Raw genomic sequence first — 18,514 nt, forward strand, 5'->3', positions numbered from 1 at the left:
TTACCGCGCGGATAGGCAGCATCGCCGCTCAGCGTACTGTGCCGGGTCGGCGGAGGCGGTCCTCCAGTCAGCAGGCGACTGCGATCAGGAGGCGTACTCGATCGAGAGGAGGCAGACGGCTGCCATGACCGCGACGAGTCCAGCCATCAACAGGATGCCAGAGACGATGGCACTGAAGACGCCAGCCCGCTCGTCGGAGCCGGGCTGGCGTGGTGTGTCCTGTCTTGTCTCTCGTTCGCTCATCGCGACCGGCCACTGAGACGCATCATCGGCAGACCGGTGCGCGTCTTCTGGAAGTAGCAGATCTCCACCAGCGTGGGCCATAGCTCGATGGACGCACGGATGACGGAGACCGCATCGTCCACGATACGGAGGAGGTTGTGCTGGAAGAAGTCCGGCTCGAAGCCGTAGAAGGCCTTGTCCAGATTGGCTGCAAAGAGACGAAGCGAGTCGATGCGGTCCTGACTGCCGGCGCGGGCTGCTGCATCGAGTGCGCGGCGATGCAGGCCGCTGATCTTCTCCAGAATCTCCTCGGCATCCTGTGCCGTGACTTCGCCCGTGTAATCGAACGAGATGCTCAGCTCATCCATGTGCGTGATGGACGACTTGATCTTGCGCTTGAGCAGGTTCGCGATCTCTTCGTTGAGCACCTCGGAGGCGGGAGGATTGCGCATGTAGTTGCTCTTGGTGTGGTGCTGCGCGGCATCGACGTGGGCGGCGACGATGCCGTCCTGCTGGATCCACAGCCGGTAGATGTAATCCTCGAAGCGCAGGCGCGTGGGGAAGAAGGGCGGCAGGCCAAAGGTGTTGTCGTAGCCGGCCACGCCGCAGTCCATGCGCCAGTTCTTGTTGGTGAGCGCGGGACGGAAGTTGACCAGGACATAGAGGTCGTTGAGGTCATCGGGACTGGCCTGCTTCTCGTCTTCGAGGAACATATCGACGAAGTCGATGGCGTCGATATCGTTCGTGCCGGAACGAAAGGTCTGCGCCATCTTCACGATGGCGTTGTCGCGCATGCTGCCGCGTTCGAGCGTCATGCTGTTCTCGGAGGCCAGGCCCTTGGTGGAGTTGGTCTCGAGGTCCATCGTGGTGTCGAGGAGAAGCTCACCGCGCTCGTAGTTCTCAGGCACCTCGGAGACGGGCTTGCCGAGGACGTCCATGAAGGCGGACATCATGTCGAATGACTTCTTTGCATATCCGTTGACGCCGATTTTATGCAGGCGTCCGCGGCTGATCTCGTCGTCATCGAGGGACTCGGGGCTATCTTCCATGAGCGAGTAGGGGCGCATGTCGTCGTCGGAGCTGACCATGAGTCCGCCGAGGGTGTACATGAGGGTGTAGTTGCGATTGCCTCCGTAACTGGGGCGGAAGAGATTCTTGACGAGGGGCTCGAGGCGCTTGTTGCGGAGGCGGGAGTTGATGTATGCGATGAACTCCTCCTTCTCGCGGGGGCCTACGTAGAAGAGGTCGGAGCGGGTCTTGATGTCCTTGAGCAGAGGGAAGTATTTCTCGACGTTGGTGGGGGTTGAATCGTCGAAGACGATCATCTGGGGAGAGTGCCCATTTCTCCGGAAGTGATCGTCGTATGCGTGGATCGTTTCGCCAACATCGCGCAATCTATGGGTGGGGACGACAAAGTAATTCTCGGGGTCATTCATGGTACGGGGCCGTGCCTCCAAGCACGGGGACTGCGGAAGAGTATGCGAGCGGCTTTGCGCCGTCGCGGCCTCATTCCATTACAGTCCGGCCACCGTTAAAGAGGCATAAGGGGATCGTAAGGAGGATGATAAGAAGCCGAAGGACCGATCGCTACTCCGCGCGAAAGCGATAGCCGATGTGGTTTTCGGTGAGGATGTAAGCGGGTTGCGTGGGATCGTCTTCGAGCTTTCTGCGTAACTGGTTGACGATGACGCGCAGGTACTCACGCTCGTTGCCATAGACGGGTCCCCATACGGATTGCAGGAGGGTGTCGTGACGCACGGGGCGGCCGGCGCGCTCCATGAGGAAGCGGAGCGTCTCATATTCTTTCGGCGTGAGATGGACCTCCTCGGCGCCTCGGGTGACACGGCGGCTATCCTCATCGAGAACGATTTCGCCGATCGCAAGAACGGTCTGCGGCTTGGGCGTGGAAGGCTGGGTGCGGCGCATGGCGGCACGCAGCCTTGCCGTGAGTTCGCCCATCTGGAAGGGTTTGGTGACGTAGTCGCATGCTCCGGCATCGAGCGCTTCCACGATGTCCTGTTCCTCGTTGCGCACGGTCAGCATGATGATGGGAAGTTGAGGATAGTTCTGGAAGATTCTGCGACAGGTCTCCTTGCCGCCCATGCCGGGCATGTTGATGTCGAGCAGAACGGCGTCGTAGTCGACCATGCGGAGACGCGTGAGACCCTCCTCGCCGTTGCTTGCTTCGCCGACCGCAAAGCCGAGCGCACCGAGGGTGGCGAAGAGGCTCTCGCGGATGCCGGCGTCATCTTCAATGACGAGTACCTTGCTCTTGCGTTCGTTCTTCAGCGGCATGTTTCGGTCCTTCTCGCGTCGTGCGGCAGCGTGATGGCGAAGGTTGTTCCGGAGGCACGATCGCTCTCCACCGAGACACTGCCATGATGAGCCTCGGCGATACGCCGGACCACGGAGAGACCGATCCCCGTGCCGGATACGGCTCCGCTGGAGCCGGTGCAACGATAGAAACGCTGGAACACTTTTTCTCTCTCTTCGGGTGGGATGAAGGAGCCCTGGTTGTGGATCGTGATGGCCACCTGCGTCTCTTGCTGCGTGACTCCGATGAGCAACGAAGAGCCCGGGGCGCCGTACTTCGCGGCGTTATCGAGGATCTGGACGATGGCCATCTGGAGCAGCTTGCGGTCGGCATAGACGCTGCTGCGTTCGCGTGTGCCGAGCCGTTCGATGGCATGACTTCTCAGTTCGACGGAGCAGCCTTCGACGCTGCTTTCGATGAGTTGATCGAGATCGACGATCTCGCGGCTGAGCTTTAAATCAGCGCGATCGAGGCTTGCGGTGAGCAGGAGATGATTGGTGAGATCGCTGAGCTGACTCGCATGACGATCGATCATGCCGACCAGTCGCTTCTCCACGCCGGAGAGCGTATTCATCGCGAGGAGACCGGAGCTCGAAACCATGATGGTGGTGAGTGGACTCTTGAAGGCGTGGGCGAGGCCATCGAGGATGGTGGAGCGAAGCTGCTCGCTCTGCCGTGCGGCCTCCGCGTTGGCCTCGGTGGAGAAGGAGCGGGCGCGTTCGATGGCGACGGCGGCGAGCGAGGTTGCGGCGTTCATCGACGCGACATCGAGCGTGTGTCCGCAGCAGACAAGGACACCGATGGGCCGTGTGCCGGAGCGCACGATACGCAGCGAGGTACGCGTGCCTGGGTCATCGATGTCGCTGCCGGTTTCGAAAGCCGTGTGGATCGCATCGTCGGTGACGCCGCAGACTCCGCTGCGGCAAAGCCTGAGATCGCGTGCGGTCCAGAGAGCGACACCCTCCACCTGCAGGTTGAAGCGGATGAGGTCCACCAGTTGCTGCTCGACGATGCCCATGCGGTCGAGGACGAGGACATGCTGGCTGAGTTCATAGAGCCGCTGCAGTCTCTGCTGATGGAGCTCGGACGCCTGCGCGTGGAGCGTGGCCTGGTTCGAGAGCCTGCTGACGAGAAGGGCCGCGGCCTCAAACGTCAGCAGCGAGACGAAGTCGTGGGAGTCGGAGATGGTGAACGCGAAGAGCGGATCGGTGAAGAAGAAGTCGAGACAGGCGGTCGAAAGGATGGAGACGATCCCGGCTTCGAGAAAGCCCCAGCGCAACGCGATGAGCACCACCAGGAAGAGGTGGATCGATGTGGCGGAAGCGAGGTTGAAGTGGAAGTGGAAGGCCAGCAGCGTGAGCAGAAGAGCCGCGACGCTGCCTGCGACGACCCTGCGCACGGACTTACGAATTTGTGTGGCAATCATGCCGGTTCGCCTGTATTCACTATAGCGATTCGGCCATAAGCAAACCGTTAAGAAGAGCCTTATGCCTGGTTGATGTCTTTTTCGTTTCACTGAAAGTGTCGGCTGTCTTCGACACGAGGTGAATCGCAATGAACGACCGCAGAGGCCTTTTTGGCATGGCATTATCCAACGCAGCAGCACGCATATCCCATCCAGAGGATTCGGCTGCATCGCACACCATCGGCAAACGCACACCGAAGAGAGTGCTGCCTGTTCTTCTCGGCTGCCTGCTCTTGGGTGCGACACTGACCGCGCACGCGCAGTCGACCTTCGGCAGCGTACGCGGCGCCGTGCAGGACCCGACCGGTGCGGCTATCCCCAACACGGAGCTGGTGCTGCACAGCGTGGACGACAACTCCGACCGCACGATCAGCGCAGACTCGTCCGGGGCTTTCATCTTCGAGAATGTGAAGGCCGGCAAGTACGTGATGCGCGCGCATCGCGAGGGCTTCGCCGATACCGTCGTCTCCGGCATCACCGTGGAAGCGCGTCAGGATCTTCGGCTTGGGGCGACGCTCTCGGTGGCCCAGCAGATGACGACGGTCGAGGTCTCGGGTGCGGCCGACCAGATTAACACCGAGAACGCCACGCTCGGCGACTCGAAGACCAACATCGAGATGACGCAGTTGCCGCTGAACAACCGCGCCACGACCACGAGCCCGCTGGGTGCGCTTGCTCTTTCGCCCAATGTGCAGACGGATAGCTCCGGCAACATCGCCCTGGGCGGCGCAAGTTCGTCGATGGTGAACTTCTCGGTCGATGGCATCTCCACTGCCAACGTACGGCAGAACGGCGCGCTGCAGGATGCGTATCCCTCGCAGGAAGGCATCGCAGGCGTGAAGGTCACGGCGTTCAACAACAGCGCGGAGTTTTCGCAGATCGGCGACGTGACGTTCACGACCAAGAACGGCACCAACGACTATCACGGCAGCGTGTTCGAGTACCTGCAGAACCAGGCGCTCGATGCCAACCCCTACGGCTTCACGAACAAGGCACCGAAGAAGTTCAACACCTTCGGCTTTTCGCTCAGCGGTCCCGTCAGCATGCCGCACCTGTACAACGGCAAGGATCGCACGTTCTTCTTTGCCGACTATGAGGGCAATCGCCGCTCGACGGCTGTGCTGCAGCAGTTCGTGGTGCCAACGGCCGCGGATCGCGCGGGCAACCTGGGAGATATCGGTGGACCCACGGTTGCGCCCTCGCAGATCAGCGCGACGGCGAAGGCCGTGCTTGCCTACTACCCGTTGCCGAACGTGCCCGGCGTGACCAACACCAGCGCGATCAACTACCAGAACTTCCAGGCCACACCGGCCCAGACCGACGGCGCGGATCTTCGCGTGGACCAGACCATTTCGTCGAAGATGTCGGCTTACGCACGCTTCAGCCGGAAGAACATCACCTCCAACTATGCCAACCCTTTTCTGCCGAATGACGTGGACTCGATTCACAATCGCAGCCTTCTGATCTCGCACACCTATTCCATTACTCCCCGGCTGCTGAACGAGTTTCGCTTCGGCTTCACGAACGTGACGACGGCGGTCAACTTCGGTATTCAGGGCTCGACCGCACTCAGCCAGCTCAATCTTACGGGCGTCGATATCAGCCAGCATCCGTTGACGCATGCCTTTCCCACCTTCAACTTCACCGCAGGTACACCCTTCACCGCGATCGGCCGCGATAAGGCCGGCATCACGCAATCGAAGACCACGCAGTTCAGCGACAACCTCACCTTTACGGTCGGCAGGCACACGTTGAAGGGCGGCGTCGACATCCGCCGTGTCCGCTACTTCGACCTCGAGAGCTTCGCTCCGCAGTTCGCTTCGGATGACTTCGGCGCCTTCGTCTTCCAGCCCAGCTTCGGCACGGGCCCCAACGATCACTTCACGGGCAATGCATTCGGCGACTTCCTTGAAGGCGCGCCGACCACGCTGAACTTCGCCGTCTCCAGCCCCGACGTGGGGGGCACCGCAACGCAGTTCAGCTTCTTCGCGCAGGACGAGTACCAGCTCAACAACCACCTGACCCTCAGCTACGGACTTCGCTGGCAAATTCTCCCGGGCTTCACGGAGGATGGCGGCAACCTTGCCAACTTCGATCAGAAGACCAACTCCATCGTCGTGCCGGATGCGCTTGCGTCGTATCTGAAGTCACAGAACCTGACCAGCTCCAACCTCGCGTTTCAGCAGTCGTTCAACGCCTGCAACCTCAACCAGACGGCGCAGCCCTGCACAAAGTACGTGACGGCCAGCCAGGATGGTCTGCCGCAGGGACTGCGCAACAGCTACAAGAAGAACTTCCAGCCGCGCATCTCGATTGCCTATCGCCCCTTCAACGATGTGAAGACGGTCGTGCGTGCGGGCTTCGGCATGTACACCATGACCAACCTCGGACCGCTCTCCTTCAACAACAGCGGTAACCCTACCTCGAACCTGCACATCTATACGAACAGCAATCTGGCCGGACCGAACACGCCTTCCATCGTCTTCCCGCAGACTTCGCCCGCCACGGCCGGCGGCCCGGTCTATGGCGGCGGCGGTCTCGACCAGGGCGTCGATCCGAACTTCCGCGACCCGCAATCGAACCAGTGGAACGTTACGCTCGAACGTGAGGTGACACACGCCACCTCCGTGCGCGCCAGCTACGTGGGCATGCACACGTATCGCCTCAGCGTGACCGAGGATCTGAACCAGATTGCGGCGAGCACGACCCCCTACGACTCCGGTGCGACCGCCGGTCTCTACGTGGACAGCCGCGCTCCGTACCAGAACTGGACCACGCTGCTGAGCACCTTCAACGCAGGCGAAGCAAACTACCGCGCGCTCGAGCTGCAGGCGACTCATCGGCTGGAACATGGCTTGTATGTCGATGCCAACTACACCTTCGCCAAGAACGAGGCCGACAACCAGGGCGACACGCCAAGCACGTATGCCGGCGAGGTCAACTACGGTCTGCCGGTCGCGGATCGCTTCCACATCCAGCGCAACCTCGGCAACGTGTCCGGCAATCGCCGCCACCGCATGCTGCTGACGGGCGTGTACCAGCTTCCGTTCGGCAAGGGACGCCAGTTCATGAACACGAACCGGCTGACGGATGCGGTGCTCGGAGGCTGGGACCTGACCACGATCACGATGCTCGAGACAGGCCCCTGGCTTACGCCGAGCATCGCCGGATCCGCCGATCAGTCGAACACCAACGTCGCCAACCGCAGCGCGCTGCTTCGTCCGGACGTGGTCTCCGCCAGCACTCCCAACGCGGTGAGCTACAAGGGCCTGTACTTCGCGCCCACTCCGGTTGGCGTGGGCCGGTTCGGCAATGCAGGGGTTGGCATCATCGAAGGGCCAGGCACCGCGGCGGTCAGCATGGGTGTTGCCAAGCGATTCGCACTGACCGAACGGATTCACGGACGCTTCGAGACCACCTTCACGAACGTACTCAACCACACCAACTTCGCACCGCCCGTCACCGCCATCGACAACTCGCAGTTCGGGCAGTTGACGAGCGCGCAGACGGCGGAGAGCGCAGGCAATCGTACGGGGCAGGCGGCTCTTCGCATCGACTTCTAAGCCGCCTCCCTCAACCATCAGCCGGAGGCGGGAAGATCAATCTTCTCGCCTCCTTTTTTCGTTGTACCGGCGCTGCCGCTTTCATGCGAGATCAGTGCGAGGACGCAGGACATGTACACCAAGAAGACGCGTGGCCCCCTTCCGGGAAGAACAGCTTCCGTCGTGGATAACTCCCATCGTATTCGCCGCAGGATAAGGGATCTTCGTGAGTCCGAACTGAGAAAGACAGGCTACGCGTGCGTGCAGGAAGATGCCACGCCGCGTTTCCTGCTGTTTCGGAGACTGCGCCTGCCTCGTAGGGCGAGCATGGATACCGGAGCGGAAGGGCAGCTCTGGTTCGTGCTGGGCACCTGGCTGCTTCTTGCCGCGTTCGTCGGTACGCTGGTCTTTGCAGCCCTTCACGTCAAGGGATGACGCCGGACAGCGGAGGCCGGCAACGCGCGGGGAAGGCGATGCCGTTGATGCTACCGGTGGAGATGAGCCAGATCGAGGAGGGTGCCGAAGGTCTGGACCAGGATGACGACGAGGACACCCAGAAGCGGAACCACGCAGAGGATCAGAGCAGCCACTCCGAACAACCTGCGCCCCGACCATGGGGAATCGGAGCGCACGTCAGGGACTTTCATGATCCCTCCTCTCGGTGGCCGGCGGATCCCGGTCGCCTTGTTACGGTGTGAGTTCGGTCGCGCTGGCGGCGCTGAGCTGGTGGATGGCATTCCACGTATTGGCGAAGGCGTTGACGGCGTCGTTGGTGGAGGAGCGGGCGTCGCGGAGGGCATCGAGATAGTCGATGAGGGCGAGGCCTCCGTGTTCGAAGGAGAAGCGCGCGATGTCGAGGACGTCCCTCGACTCGTCGAGGTAGTGGTCGCTGTACCGGAGGGAGAGTGCCTTGGCCCGGGTGTATCCGACCCAGGCCTGATCGACGTCGGAGACGACCTGATTGCGGGCGGCGGTCTCGGTGAAGCGTGAGGCGTCGGCCTGGTACTTCGCGGTTGCCTTGTTGCCCTGGTTGCGGTCGAAGAGACGCAGGGGAATGCTGACGGAGAAGCCGGCGGAGCTATAGGTGCCGCTGCGGTCGTATTCGCCTTCGAGGGTGGGGTCGGTGGTGCCGTTGGCGACGGCGAGGCGGACGTTTGCCGTGGCCGCACTGACGGCAGCGCGCGCGGCGGCATAGTCGGGACGGTGCAGGATGGCCTGCTGGATGAGGTCGGTGCGGGTGCTGACGATGGGCGGTGGAACGATGTCGCCTGCGATGTCGAACTGATCGCTGGGGGTCTCGATACCGATGAGCGTCTGGAGCTGATCGCTTGCCTGCAGGAGTGCGATCTCGTCGTTGGCCGCGTCGCTTTCGAAGCTGGCGAGTTGCAGGTCGAGGCGCTCGTAGTCGAGCTTGCCGAGGTCGCCTGCCTTGTAACGGTCGAGGCTGATCTCGACCTCGTGACGATAGTCCTTGAGGCTGGCGTTGGCGAGCTCAAGGGCGACCTTGGCCACCAGCATTTTGGTGAAGGCCTGCTTGATGGTGAGGATGGTCTGGCGGACGGTGTCTTCAAGCTGGGCCTGGGTTTGCTGCGTGGTTGCCTGGGCTGCGTCGACGCGCCAGTGGCGCTTATCGCCGCGCTCAAAGAGGCGTGAGACCTGCGCGCTGTAGCTGTATGGGTTGGAGGCGCCCTCCGCGGGCAGCGTGACGTTGGTGCCGGAGAGGGTGAAGACGGGGTTGACGCGAACGGCGGCCTGCGTCTCCTGCGCCTTTACGGCACGGAGGTTCGCCTGCGCGGCGAGCAGGGTTGGGTTCTTGGCCTCGGCCATCGTCACGATCTGCTGCATGGTGTAAGCACCCGGCCTGGACATGGGCGGCTTGCGCGGATCGGGCCCTGGTGTGGTGGCGTAGGGGTAGGGCGTTGCCTGCGGCGCGGCTGTGGGCGCTGCCGCCGGTGCGGTTTGCGCCGGCAGCGTGGCGGTCAGCAGAAGCAAAAGTGCGGGTGAGACGATCTGGAATCGCATCAATGTTCAAACTCCATCTCCCGTTTGGGAAGGATGTCGGTGTCGCGTGCGACCCAGACGTAAAGCGTCGGCAGGAGGAAGACGCTGATGAGAAGCGCACCGACCAGCCCGCCGACGATGACGATGGCGAAGGGACGCTGCGAGTCCGAACCGATGCCATGCGAGAGGGCCGCGGGCAGAAGGCCCAGGGTGGCGACCAGCATGGTCATCATGATGGGACGCAGGCGGAGAACGGCGCCTTCGATGGCGGCCTCTTCCACGCTGTGTCCGGCGACGCGCATCTGGTTGATGTACTCCAGCATGATGATGCCGGTCTGCACGGAGACGCCGAAGAGCGCGAGGAAGCCGACGCCCGAGGAGACGCTGAAGTGGGTGTGGCTGAGCAGAAGTGCGAGCATGCCACCGAAGGGAGCCATGGCCACGTTGGCGAGGATGAGCACGGCCCATTTGAAGGAGCCGAACATGGTGTAAAGGATGATGAAGATGAGCAGAATCGTGAGAGGCAGCACGATCATGAGGCGGCGCGAGCTGCGCTTCTGGCTCTCGTACTCACCGGCCCAGTCGAGTTTGTAGCCGGCGGGGAGTTTGACCTGGCGACCGACCTTGTCGATGGCCTCCTGCACGGTGCTGCCGAGGTCACGGTTGCGCACGCTGTATTTGATGGCGACGTAGCGGTCACCGCCCTCGCGATAGATCTCTTCCGCTCCATCTTCGATCTGGAGCTTGGTGACCTGGGCGAGGGAGACGCGTTCTCCACTGGGCGAGACGATGCGGACGTTCGCGATCTGATCCGGTGTGCCGCGGTAACCCAGGCCGTAGCGGGCGGTCACGTCGTAGCGGGCGTCGCCTTCGAGGACCTGGGTGACGGCGTTGCCGCCGACGGCGCTCTCGATGGCGTCCTGCACGTCGGAGACGTTGATGCCGAAGCGAGCTGCGGCGGCGCGGTCGACGACGAAGTTGAGGTTGGGCTGCCCGATCACGCGGAAAAGGCCGAGATCGGCGACGCCCGGAATGCCCTGCATGACGGAGACGATCTCATCGCCCTTGGCTTCGAGGGTTTTGAGGTCGGTGCCGTAGAGCTTGACGGCGAGCTCGCCCTTGACGCCGCTGACGGCCTCTTCGACGTTGTCGGAGATGGGCTGCGAGAAGTTCCAGATGACACCCGGAGCCTTCTCGAGTTCGCGGTTCATGGCGCCGATGAGGTCTTCCTTGTTCTCGTTGAATACGGGGCGCCACTCGGCCTTGGGCTTCAGATCGACGAAGTATTCCGTGTTGAAGAAGCCGGTGGTGTCGGTGCCATCGTCGGGACGGCCGATCTGGCTGATGACCTGCTTGACCTCGGGGAAGGAGGCGAGCACGGTGCGGGCGCGGTCGGCGACGGCCTTGCTCTCCGTGGGACCGGTGCTGGGGGCGAGTGTGCCGCGCACCCAGATGGCACCTTCATCCAGGTGCGGCAGGAACTCCGAACCGACGACACCGGATGTGCCGAGGAAGATGGTCGCGGCAAAGGCGGCGAGGGCAACCGAGATCGTGACCTTGCGATGTTCGATGGCCCACTGCGCGGTGCGGCGGTAGATGGCGGTGATGTATTTGAGGACAGGGTTTTCCCACTCGGTGGTGCCTTTGGGAAAGAGGAAGCTGGCCAGCACCGGCGCGAGGATGATGGAGAAGATGAGAGCGCCGAGCAGCGCGAAGGCCACCGTCCACGACATCGGCTTGAAGAGGCGGCCTTCCACGGACTGCAGCGTGAAGATAGGCAGGTAGGCCGTGATGATGATGCCGATCGCGTAGAAGACCGGGCGCTGCACCTCGTAGGCGGCCTCGCGGATCTGCTGCATGGGCGTCATGTCCGCGCGGCGTCCGTGGCTGAGATGACGGACGATGTTTTCGATCATGACGACGGCGCCATCCACCACCATGCCGAAGTCGAGCGCACCGAGCGAGAGCAGGTTGGCCGGGATGTGGCGCAGGTCGAGGCAGATCGACGCGAAGAGCAGCGAGAACGGGATGGTCAGCGCAACGATGAGCGCGCCGCGCAGGTTGCCCAGGAAGAGGAACAGGATGATGACGACGAGGACGATGCCTTCGGTGAGGTTGTGCAGGACGGTGTGCGTGGTGAGGTGCAGCAGATCGCTGCGATCCAGGAACGGCACGACGCGAACGCCTTTAGGCAGGATGCGTTCGTTGAGCTCCTTGACCTTCTCGTGGATGGCTTCGAGCGTGACGTCGGAGTTCTCGCCCTTCTGCAGCAGCACGATGCCCTCGACGGCATCCTGATTTTCTACCAGCTTGCCGTCCTTGCGGCGGATCGTCTTGCCGATCTGGCCTAGGCGGATCTTGGGGCCTTGCGTGACGGTGGCGATATCGCTGACGCGGAGCGCGGTGCCGCTCTGGGTCTTGAGCACGGTCTGCTCGATGTCGGATACGGTGCGGAAGAGACCGACCTCGCGCACGTTGATCTGCTGCTGTCCGACCTCGATGAAGCTGCCGCCCGCGTTGACGTTGTTCGCTGCGAGTTGCTGCTTGACCTGCGCGACGGAGAGGCCGTACTGCACCAGCTTGTCGGGGTTCAGGATGACCTGATACTCCCGCGTGGGTCCGCCGAAGCTGGACACATCGACGACGCCTGGAACGCTGCGGAACTGGCGCTCGAGGGTCCAGTCTTCAAGGCTCTTCAGCGCCATGGTGTCGTAGGCGGGGTTGTCGCTCTCGAGGGTGTACCAGAAGATCTGGCCGACCGGGCTCCAGTCGGTTCCGATCTGGGGCTGCAGATTGTTCGGCAGCGTGACCTGCGAGAGCCGTTCGAGCACCTTCTCGCGATTCCAGTCGTTGACGCTGTCGTCGTCGAAGATCATGGTGACGCTGGAGAGCCCGGCCAGCGACGTCGAACGCAGATGCGTCATGTGCGGGATGCCGGCCATGCCGATCTCAAGCGGCACGGTGACCTGCTGCTCCACCTCTTCTGCCGCGCGGCCGGGCCACTGCGTGATGACGTTGACGTAGTTGTTGGCAACGTCCGGATAGGCCTCGACCGGCAGGTTATGGAAGGAGATGGCTCCCCATCCGAAGAGGAGAACCGCAACCACCAGCACGATGAAGCGGTTGTTGAGCGCGAAGTCGACGATCTTGCGGATCATTACTGGGCCGCCGTGTTCTGCAGTTCGAGAGCGTTGGCTACGACCTGCTGACCGAGGCTGAGGCCTGAGGTGATCTCGACGAAGTTGCCATCGAGCGTGCGTCCGGTCTTGACCTCGACCGTACGGAAGGTGCCCTCCGAACCTGCGGGCTCAAAGACGAAGGCGCGGTCGTGGAGATGAAGGATCGAGTCGCCCGGAATGGTGATGATCGTGGCCTGCTGCGCGCTGCGGAAGGTTGCGGTGGCGAACATGCCGAGCCGCAGGATGCCGCCCGGGTTCGCGACCTGGACGCGTACCTTGGCGGTGCGGATGGCGGGATCGAGGATGGCGCCGATATCTCCGATGGTGCCCTGAAGGACCTTTCCGGGATAGGCGGCGAGGCGAATCTCCGCCTGTTCGCCGAGATGGACGCTGGCGAGGTCGTTCTCATACACATCGCAGATGACCCATACGTGCGAAAGATCGGCGATGGTGAGGGATCCGGCGGCGCCGGCGTAGACGACTCCGGCAGCCCCCGCGGCGGTGGCGTTCTGCGCGATGACGACGCCGGATGTGGGAGCGGTGATGGTCACCGTGTCGCTGGGGTGGTTCTTGTCGACGCCGAGGATGCGGAGCTGCTGCTCGGAGGCGGTCAGCGCGGACTGGGCGTCCTGCTCGCCGTTTTCGGCGACCTCAAGCTGCGTCTGCGGAATGGCCCCCTTGTCATAGAGGAGCTTGTCGCGGTCGAGCGTGATCCTGGTCAGGTGCTCGTCGCTGACTGCCTTGAGGTAGGTCCCGAAGGCCGTGGAGATGTCGGGGCTCTGGACGTCCATGATGGGCTGGCCGCGGTGGACGATGTCGCCGAGGCGCACGCGCAGATTGACGACGCGGCCATTGGCCAGCGAAAGCACCGGCAGCTCGCGGGAGATATCCGGGTTGACCGAGCCGGTGGCGTTCAGGGTCGATGCCATCTGGCGCGTGGAAGCGGAGACCAAGGGGAACTGCGATGGCTTATCGACCTTGACGGTCCCTGTGCTGCCGGTTTCGATGGTCGCGGGCGCGGCGGGCGGGGCCTCTTTGGCCTCGCGGCTGGCCTCGTCCTGCTTGCGACATCCGGTGAGTGCGAGGCCAACGCAGGCAAGGGCCAGGAGGTGCGACTGGAATCGGGTCATTGCATTCACTCGAGAAAGGGTACTGCGGATTGGCTGAGGCGCACTCATCTGGATTCGAGCCTAGGGGCGGCAAACGATACCCGGAACTATCTTCAAGGCAGACGGTTATATCTTTCGATAGCCGTTCCTTTTGACGCTCGTCAATCGTCTCGCAAGCCCGTAGGCTGTTAGGTATGTGGGCGAAGATCTTCAAGAGCCGGCGACCAGCGTATGTGGTGATGGAAGCAGTTGCGCTGATGATCGTCATCGCAATTGTGGATCTGAACATTCATGCACAGGTGCCGCTCGCGCTAGTGTACCTCGTACCCGCCGCGTATGCGGGGACAGGGCTCTCTCGCTGGCAGATCCCGGCCTTCGGCGCGCTGTGTACGGCAATCGCGGAGATGGCCGACGCCTTCCCATGGAGCGTGGCGCAGGGTATTCCGCGCGATGCGCTGTACTTTATCGCCTATACGGCGGCAGGGCTCTACGTCTCGGAGGTGCTGGCCAATCGCAGACGAGAGGAAGAGCATCTGCATGAAGTGGAGTTGGAGGGCGAAGCCAGACAGCAGGCAGAGGAACAGCTTCGCCTTCTGGTCACCACCTCTTCCATCGCGATCGTGACCTCGGATGAGCAGGGCCGGATTCTACAGGCGAACGATGCAGCGGAACGTCTGTTCGGAGGCGGCGAGAAGCCCCTGAAGCTGACCGGGCAGGGCATCGCGGAGCTGATTCCGGCGCTGGCGCGCGCGCCAAGCATGGGACGCGGGCAGCGGCAGTTGAAGACGATGATGCAGTGCCAGGGGCTGCGTGCGGACCTTGAACCCTTCTTCGCGGACGTGTGGTTCTCCACCTATCGTACGGCGGAGGGCAACCGCCTGACGGCGATGATCGTCGACTCGTCGAAGGAGATTCGCGACCGCGAGGAGGCTAACCTGGAGCAGGTGCTCACCGGGCTGCGTCTGCTGGTGGGGTCGGTATCGCACGAGATCCGCAACATCTGCGCAGCGATCGGATTCGTGCAGCAGAAGCTTGCGACGCAGAGGCCTGACCTGGTTGCGCAGGAAGACTTCAAGGCGCTGCAACAGTTGACCACGACGCTGGAGCGGCTGGCGGCCGTGGAGCTCTCGCAAGTCAAGCATCAGGCGGGTCATGTCCATCTGAACCGGTTTCTTCAGGACCTTCGGATCATCGTGGGTCCCTCGCTGCGCGAAGCCGGCGTCTCCGTCGATTGGGACAAGGGCGAAGACACGGCGATGGTGTGGGCCGATCCACAGGGTCTTCTGCAGGTATTTCTGAACCTGATCCGCAATGCCGAGGCCGCACTTGCCGACAGGGACGATGCACGGCTCACGTTGAGCGTGCGCAAGACGAAAGGGTTTGTGCAAATTCGCGTCGCCGACAACGGAAGCGGCATCGCCGATCCCGATCACCTCTTCAATCCGTTCCGGACGGCGAAGCGCAAGCCGGGACAGCTCTCGATGGGGCTGTATCTGTCGCGAGCCCTTGTGACGAGCTTCCATGGCGATCTGCGATATGAGCCGAACCCTGCCGGCGCGGTGTTTGTGGTGGAGCTTCTGCCCGTCGAGACCGTGAACGAAAGCGATGCGGAGTGCTGCCGATGAACGTGATGCTGATCGATGACCACACCCTGTTTCGCGAGAGCCTGCGTCGGCTCCTCGAAGGCGAGCCGGACTGGACGGTGACCGGCACCTATGGCAACGCGGAGGATGCGGCGTACGCGATCGCCGAAGGACTTGCCTGCGATCTGGCATTGATCGACTTCGACCTGGATGGGAGCAACGAGGCGAGTACAAACGGCCTGACGGCAGCGGCCCGGCTGCGCAGCATGCGGCCCGCGATGCCCATTCTTCTGGTGACCGCAGGGATGGACGCGACCGAGATGTTATACGCGGTGCATGAGGCGAAGGTGGGGATCTTCCTGAAGAACGAACCTTCCGAGGAGTTGTTTCTCGCGATGCGGAGAACGGCGCGCGGCGAACAGTGGGTCTCCTCGGGAGTGGCACTGTCTTTGTTGAAGGGAACGCAGCCACCGGAGAAGACCACTGAGCCGCTGTTCTCAAGCCGCGAGCGCATGGTGCTGGATTATGTGCTGGAGGGATTGACGAACAAGGAGATCGGCAGTCAGTTGCAGCTCTCCGAGAGTCTCATCAAGGCAATCCTGCAGAAGCTCTTCGAGAAGACCGGGGTAAGAAGCAGGTCGCAACTGGTTCGCATCGCGCTCGAGCTACAGGCGAAGCCGGACAACTGAGAGCAGACAAGGACATCCGAGATCGTTCCCGGGAAGTCTGCTCCTTTGTTCGCGGCACCTCCACCACGCTCCGCCTTGGCCCTGTCTCGACGGTGGCCTGGGTCCGGAAACGAACCGCGCCCCGATGCGGTATAAGGTCTCATGCTTTCTCTGCGATCTCTCTCCGCTCGTCTGTCGGCCATTGCGGTGGCCATGCTTGTTGGCTCCGCTGCGGGCCAGACAAAAGCCCCCGACTACACCCGCAGCGTCGATCCCTTCATCGGCGTGGACTGGGGCGGCAACACCTTCGTCGGCGCGGCCCTTCCCTTCGGTATGGTCAAGCTCGGCCCGGATATGGAGACCTTCGACGGCCGCCGCTCCGGCTTCGGCTACTCGAGCTACGGTAACGTCCTCGGCTTCTCCCATCTGCACCTCAGCGGCGCGCAGGGCAAGTACGGCAACATCCTCGTCGCTCCCGTGGTCGGACATCTGGACCCCGCCGACATCCGCTCCCCGCGCACCAGCGAGACGGCGGAGGCAGGCTTCTACGCCACCACGCTCAGCCGCTACGGCGTCAAGGTGGAGCTGACCGGCACACGCCGCGTCGGCTTCCATCGTTACACCTTCCCAGCCTCGAACGACGCCCACCTCACCGTCAATGTAGCCGCAGCACTCGGCCTCGGCCCAGGCTATGAGGCCCAGCGCTTTCTCGGCGCGGACATCCGCGTCCTCTCCGACCACGAAGCGCAGGGCATGGCCCGGTTCGAGGGCGGATGGAACAACGGCGGAGAGTACCGCGTCTTCTTCTACCTGGTGACCGACACGCCAGCCGCGCAGACGCATCTATGGAACGGCGCCGACCTGATCGATGCGAAACAAGCCAGCGTCGGCAGGGGAGTGCCCGTCGGGATCGACTTCGCCCTGAAAACCCACGCGGGGCAAGCCGTCCAGATGAAGGTTGGCATCTCCTTCCTCAGCACGGAGCAGGCCAAGGAGAACGTCCGCAGCGAGGCCCCCGCATGGAACTTCGCCGCCATCCGGACCGCTGCCGTGGCGGCCTGGAACAAGGAGCTCGGCAAGCTGCACATGGCGGGCGAGACCCCGGCACAGCGGCGCATGCTCTACACCGCCATGTATCACGTCATGCTGATGCCCGCCGACCGCACCGGCGAGAATCCCGGATGGACCTCGAGCGAGCCCTACTACGACGACTTCTACGCCATCTGGGACACCTACCGCAGCTCCAGCCCTCTGTTGACGCTCATCTCGCCCGACCGCCAACGCGCTATGATCCGCTCCCTCGTCGACATCTACCGGCACACCGGCTACATGCCCGACGCACGCAGCGGCAACGACAACGGACGCACCCAGGGCGGATCCAACGCCAACGTCGTCATCGCCGACGCCTTCGTCAAGGGGATGACGGGCATCGACTACGAGACCGCCTTCGCCGCCATGGTCAAAGACGCCGAGGTGCCTCCGAAAGACCCGCAGCGCGAAGGCCGCGGCGGCCTGAAGGACTACAACCAGCGCGGCTACATTACCCTCAACGACGAGCGCGCCGGCTCACGCACCGTGGAGTACGCCTACGACGACTTCGCCATCGGAGAGGTCGCCTGCGGCCTCGGCAAGACCGGCGAAGCGGCCAAGTACTTCGGCCGCACCCACAACTTCGAGAACCTCTGGGACAAGGACATGCTCGTCTCCGGCTTCAAAGGCTTCCTGCGCCCCAGAAAGGCCGACGGCACCTGGGCCGATCCCTACCTCACCGTCCGAGGCACCTGGCCCGACTTCATGTACGAGGGCGACATCTGGACATACTCGCTCTACGCTCCGCAGGATATGCGACGCCTCATCGAGATGGCCGGGGGCAACCAGCGCTTCAACGACCGCATGGACTTCATCTTCAGCCGCGGCCACTTCGACGTGACCAACGAACCCGGCTTCCTGATGCCTGTGCTGTACGCCTACTCCGGCCGTCCGGACAAGTCCGCCGACATCGTGCATCTGCTGCTCGAAAAGTACTTCACCGACAGCCGCGCGGGCATCCCCGGTAACGACGACTCGGGCGCGATGTCGAGCTGGCTGATCTTCCAGACACTCGGCATCTACCCGGTGGCAGGACAGGACGTGTATCTCATCGGAACCCCCAGCCTGCCGCAGGCCTCCCTCGCGCTCGCTGGCGGCAAAACGCTCCGCATCACCACCAAGGGTCTCGATCCTGCCGGCCTGAACCACTACGTGCAGTCCGTGACGCTGAACGGCGTCGATCTGCCGAACGCCTGGTTCCGCCACGCACAGATCGAGCATGGCGCGGAGCTGGTCTTCACCATGGGCTCTGCCCCTTCGGCATGGGGCCGCACGACGCCCCCGCCTTCGATGAGCGACCCCGGCTATCGCACCTGCGTCACCCAATAAAAACGCCCCGGAC

12 protein-coding genes are annotated in these 18,514 nt (G+C 62.9%); 4 read left to right on the plus strand and 8 right to left on the minus strand.

Going from position 1 to position 18,514, the window contains the following annotated elements:
• Positions 1–84 precede the first annotated feature (84 nt).
• The 4 genes from BM400_RS21850 to BM400_RS21515 form a co-directional block, all read right to left on the minus strand.
• Positions 85–243, minus strand: a complete 159-nt coding sequence (locus BM400_RS21850) for a hypothetical protein (RefSeq protein ID WP_175528794.1) — start codon at positions 241–243, stop codon at positions 85–87.
• Positions 240–1,658: a hypothetical protein gene (locus BM400_RS00365; RefSeq protein ID WP_089835579.1), complete on the minus strand. Its 1,419-nt coding sequence runs from the start codon at positions 1,656–1,658 to the stop codon at positions 240–242. Before BM400_RS00365 ends, BM400_RS21850 begins: the two co-directional genes overlap by 4 nt.
• 151 nt (positions 1,659–1,809) lie before the next feature.
• Complete coding sequence (locus BM400_RS00370) at positions 1,810–2,517, minus strand: response regulator transcription factor (protein ID WP_089835581.1); 708 nt, start codon at positions 2,515–2,517, stop codon at positions 1,810–1,812.
• Positions 2,508–3,962: a sensor histidine kinase gene (locus tag BM400_RS21515; RefSeq protein ID WP_175528795.1), complete on the minus strand. Its 1,455-nt coding sequence runs from the start codon at positions 3,960–3,962 to the stop codon at positions 2,508–2,510. Before BM400_RS21515 ends, BM400_RS00370 begins: the two co-directional genes overlap by 10 nt.
• Positions 3,963–4,117: 155 nt before the next feature.
• On the opposite strand from BM400_RS21515, the gene BM400_RS00385 reads away from it, so the two are divergent.
• Positions 4,118–7,564: a TonB-dependent receptor gene (locus BM400_RS00385; RefSeq protein ID WP_245781599.1), complete on the plus strand. Its 3,447-nt coding sequence runs from the start codon at positions 4,118–4,120 to the stop codon at positions 7,562–7,564.
• A 464-nt stretch (positions 7,565–8,028) separates the two neighbouring features.
• Here BM400_RS00385 and BM400_RS21855 read toward each other — a convergent pair whose 3' ends face one another.
• From BM400_RS21855 to BM400_RS00405, 4 genes are read right to left on the minus strand one after another with little or no spacing between them, the layout of a single operon-like run.
• Complete coding sequence (locus tag BM400_RS21855; protein ID WP_175528796.1) at positions 8,029–8,190, minus strand: hypothetical protein; 162 nt, start codon at positions 8,188–8,190, stop codon at positions 8,029–8,031.
• A 40-nt stretch (positions 8,191–8,230) separates the two neighbouring features.
• A complete protein-coding gene (locus tag BM400_RS00395) occupies positions 8,231–9,565 on the minus strand; it encodes a TolC family protein (RefSeq protein ID WP_089835588.1) in 1,335 nt (444 codons plus the stop codon).
• A complete protein-coding gene (locus BM400_RS00400; RefSeq protein ID WP_089835590.1) occupies positions 9,565–12,702 on the minus strand; it encodes an efflux RND transporter permease subunit in 3,138 nt (1,045 codons plus the stop codon). The genes BM400_RS00395 and BM400_RS00400 overlap by 1 nt, the downstream gene beginning before the upstream one ends.
• Positions 12,702–13,853, minus strand: coding sequence for an efflux RND transporter periplasmic adaptor subunit (locus tag BM400_RS00405; protein ID WP_089835592.1), 1,152 nt, complete (start codon positions 13,851–13,853; stop codon positions 12,702–12,704). Before BM400_RS00405 ends, BM400_RS00400 begins: the two co-directional genes overlap by 1 nt.
• Before the next feature lie 173 nt (positions 13,854–14,026).
• On the opposite strand from BM400_RS00405, the gene BM400_RS00410 reads away from it, so the two are divergent.
• The 3 genes from BM400_RS00410 (at position 14,027) to BM400_RS00420 (ending at position 18,501) form a co-directional block, all read left to right on the plus strand.
• The gene (locus BM400_RS00410; RefSeq protein WP_089835594.1) at positions 14,027–15,457 is read left to right on the plus strand and encodes an ATP-binding protein; all 1,431 of its coding nucleotides are present in this window, start codon (positions 14,027–14,029) and stop codon (positions 15,455–15,457) included.
• Entirely contained in the window at positions 15,454–16,104 is a 651-nt protein-coding gene (locus tag BM400_RS00415; RefSeq protein WP_141223758.1) for a response regulator transcription factor, read from the plus strand. Before BM400_RS00410 ends, BM400_RS00415 begins: the two co-directional genes overlap by 4 nt.
• A gap of 141 nt (positions 16,105–16,245) precedes the next feature.
• Positions 16,246–18,501 (plus strand): GH92 family glycosyl hydrolase, encoded by a 2,256-nt coding sequence (locus tag BM400_RS00420; RefSeq protein WP_089835598.1) that lies wholly within the window; start codon positions 16,246–16,248, stop codon positions 18,499–18,501.
• Positions 18,502–18,514 lie beyond the last annotated feature (13 nt).

Origin of the sequence: Granulicella pectinivorans (assembly GCF_900114625.1) — a bacterium.
GTDB classification, from domain to species: Bacteria; Acidobacteriota; Terriglobia; order Terriglobales; family Acidobacteriaceae; genus Edaphobacter; species Edaphobacter pectinivorans.

Coding starts and splice junctions, on each gene's coding strand:
- BM400_RS00370 (WP_089835581.1), bottom strand. CDS start 2,517: ATGCCGCTGAAGAACGAACGCAAGAGCAAGGTACTCGTCATTGAAGAT.
- BM400_RS00420 (WP_089835598.1), top strand. CDS start 16,246: ATGCTTTCTCTGCGATCTCTCTCCGCTCGTCTGTCGGCCATTGCGGTG.
- BM400_RS00410 (WP_089835594.1), top strand. CDS start 14,027: ATGTGGGCGAAGATCTTCAAGAGCCGGCGACCAGCGTATGTGGTGATG.
- BM400_RS00400 (WP_089835590.1), bottom strand. CDS start 12,702: ATGATCCGCAAGATCGTCGACTTCGCGCTCAACAACCGCTTCATCGTG.
- BM400_RS21850 (WP_175528794.1), bottom strand. CDS start 243: ATGAGCGAACGAGAGACAAGACAGGACACACCACGCCAGCCCGGCTCC.
- BM400_RS21515 (WP_175528795.1), bottom strand. CDS start 3,962: ATGATTGCCACACAAATTCGTAAGTCCGTGCGCAGGGTCGTCGCAGGC.
- BM400_RS00385 (WP_245781599.1), top strand. CDS start 4,118: ATGGCATTATCCAACGCAGCAGCACGCATATCCCATCCAGAGGATTCG.
- BM400_RS00395 (WP_089835588.1), bottom strand. CDS start 9,565: ATGCGATTCCAGATCGTCTCACCCGCACTTTTGCTTCTGCTGACCGCC.
- BM400_RS21855 (WP_175528796.1), bottom strand. CDS start 8,190: ATGAAAGTCCCTGACGTGCGCTCCGATTCCCCATGGTCGGGGCGCAGG.
- BM400_RS00415 (WP_141223758.1), top strand. CDS start 15,454: ATGAACGTGATGCTGATCGATGACCACACCCTGTTTCGCGAGAGCCTG.
- BM400_RS00365 (WP_089835579.1), bottom strand. CDS start 1,658: ATGAATGACCCCGAGAATTACTTTGTCGTCCCCACCCATAGATTGCGC.
- BM400_RS00405 (WP_089835592.1), bottom strand. CDS start 13,853: ATGACCCGATTCCAGTCGCACCTCCTGGCCCTTGCCTGCGTTGGCCTC.